This window comes from Streptomyces sp. NPDC056160 (assembly GCF_042268205.1).
Taxonomy (GTDB): Bacteria; Actinomycetota; Actinomycetes; order Streptomycetales; family Streptomycetaceae; genus Streptomyces.
On sequence record NZ_JBHJUW010000322.1, the window covers coordinates 1 to 1,886 of the forward strand.

The following is a 1,886-nucleotide window of genomic DNA, read 5'->3' on the forward strand; positions in this document are numbered from 1 at the left end:
TAGCCGCTCGGCCTGCCCCAGCACCTCAGCCCGCCTGGCCTCCAACGCCTCCATCAACGACGGCACACCACACCCACCCTCGCTCAGCACCCGCACTCTTCACGGCGGGCTCAACCCGGCGACGGTAAAAGCCGGCACGACCAGCTACATCCCGAACCTCTGAGAATCACCCCAACGAGGCGCCCTCAGAAGATCTGCACCCATCGGGGTTCGCGGCGACGGCGTGGGCGACACCACGCAGGGCTGCGCGGAGCGCGTTCGTCGCCAGCGCTGCGGTGATTCCAGGCCGGAGGGCACCTGCCTGCTCGAGCTCGTCGAAACCGGCGCGCAGCAGCGCACCGCTTCCTTCGACCTGGCTCGGCAGCGGGCCCGATGTCGGGTACATCGCCGGGTGAGCCTTGGGTAGGCAAGCGCAAATGCGATGTGCGCATCCCATCCTGCGGCGACACGGGCACGCGGGTCCGCGTCATCCACCGGGGGAGCGGCGTCCTTGCGGTGGAAGTACTCCTCGAACGCCACGTCGACGACCGCGCGGATCAGCCCCGACCGGTCGCCGAAGTGGTGGTACAGCGACGGGGCCTGCACACCTGCGGCGGTGCAGACCGCACGCGTGGAGACCGCGTCGACACCGTCACGTGTGGCGATCTCGAAGGCGGCGGCAAGCAGCCGCTCGCGGGCGTCACCGGCTGTATTCTGTAGCACCGCTATAGACGCTTGGGTAACATGGCTCCCAGTGCGCGGCTATAAGCGGGCGGTCATGGTCGGCGGTTCGGGCGTTCGTCCCAGCGGTGAGTCGTCCATGCCCGCCGGATCAGACTGCGCACGGTGATGATCGTGTCGGCGAGGTCGAAGAAGGCGTCGATGACGGTGGCCCGGCGCTCGTAGCAGCGGGCGAGCCGGTGGAAGGCGTTCTGCCAGGCGTGGGTGCGTTCGACGTGCCACCGTTGACTGGCCTGGATCGGCGCTTTCTCGCCCTTGTGCGCGATGCGGCCGTGGAGGCCGCGTTCGTTGAGCAGCGCGCGGGTCTTGTCGGAGTCGTAGCCGGCGTCCAGGTGCACGGTGATGTCGTCGGGTAGCGGTCCGAGGTCGTCCAGGCGGTCCAGGGTCGGGGCGAGCAGCGGGGAGCCGTGGCGGTTGGCTCCGGCCAGGGCACGACCCAGTGGAATGCCGTACCCGTCCGTCATGCCCGAGCGTTTCAGGCCCTGTTTGCCGCGGTCGACCGGTGAGCGGCCGGCCACCTCGCCGCCTCCGGGCGCCTTGGTGATGGAGCCGTCCACGGCGATCTGGTCGAGGACGAGGCCGACGATCCGGTCGTAGGAGCTCAGCGCGATCTGTTTGAGCTGGGCGAAGACACCGGTTCGTATCCACTCGTCGCGGCGGCCGCGAATCGTGGTGGCCGAGCAGGTCGTGTCGGCGATGGCCTCGTACGAGCAGCCGAAGCGCAGGAGTTGCAGCATCTTGTCGAAGACGATCCGGTCACTGATGCGCCGGCGGTGGCAGCCAAGCGGATGGTCCGGGTGGAACTCCGGCCGCTGGGTAAGCAGCGCCACGAATTGGTCCCAGAGCGGTTCGGTGAGCCATGATGGCAGCGCGGGCACAGGCCCCCTCAGTGATCACAGAGCGTCGCAACTCCATGATCACGAGACTTGTGCCCGTTCTGCCAGCGGGGTTCTCCACCGCGCCTATCCGCACGGCCTCTGAGCTTGTTTTTTAACCTCTGACCTCGAACAACGGCTCGCACACCGTCACTCACCTGGGGATTCGCCGGACAGGCGGACGGCCCTCGCATGATGGGTCTTCAAAGTTGAGCGGTGCGGAGGTGTCCGCGGGCTCGGCGGGTGGTGACGCAGCGTGTGCGTAGGCGCTGGTTCGTAGCGTTGCGGAAC

General features: G+C 67.9%; 2 protein-coding genes. Both read right to left on the reverse strand.

The features are described from left to right. Positions 1-144 precede the first annotated feature (144 nt). Complete coding sequence (locus ACFC02_RS42415) at positions 145-702, reverse strand: TetR/AcrR family transcriptional regulator (protein ID WP_376368356.1); 558 nt, start codon at positions 700-702, stop codon at positions 145-147. Between the two features lie 53 nt (positions 703-755). Then, positions 756-1,598 (reverse strand): IS5 family transposase, encoded by an 843-nt coding sequence (locus ACFC02_RS42420; RefSeq protein WP_376368358.1) that lies wholly within the window; start codon positions 1,596-1,598, stop codon positions 756-758. Positions 1,599-1,886 lie beyond the last annotated feature (288 nt).